This window comes from Streptomyces sp. NRRL F-5650 (genome assembly GCF_000721365.1).
GTDB lineage: Bacteria > Actinomycetota > Actinomycetes > Streptomycetales > Streptomycetaceae > Streptomyces > Streptomyces ardesiacus.
On the sequence record NZ_JOGV01000191.1, the window covers coordinates 1 to 256 of the forward strand.

The window sequence follows — 256 nt, forward strand, 5'->3', positions numbered from 1 at the left end:
GGACATCGAGGTGGTCGCCGAGGCCCGGGACGGCCGGGAGGCGGTGGAGACCGCCCGGAGCACCGCGGTCGACGTGGCCCTGCTGGACATCCAGATGCCGGTGATGGACGGGCTGACCGCGCTGGCGGAGCTGGGCCGCGCCGCGCCGGGGGTGCGCGTGCTGGTCCTGACGACGTTCGGGGAACGCGACAACGTCCTGCGGGCGCTCGGCCACGGCAGTGCGGGCTTCCTGCTGAAGGACACCGCCCCGCAGGAG

At 75.0% G+C, this 256-nt stretch carries 1 protein-coding gene; it reads left to right on the plus strand.

Annotated elements, in window-relative coordinates; genetic code table 11:
• A partial coding sequence (locus IG88_RS0138110; RefSeq protein ID WP_031051561.1) for a response regulator occupies nucleotides 1–256 on the plus strand: 256 nt, incomplete at both ends.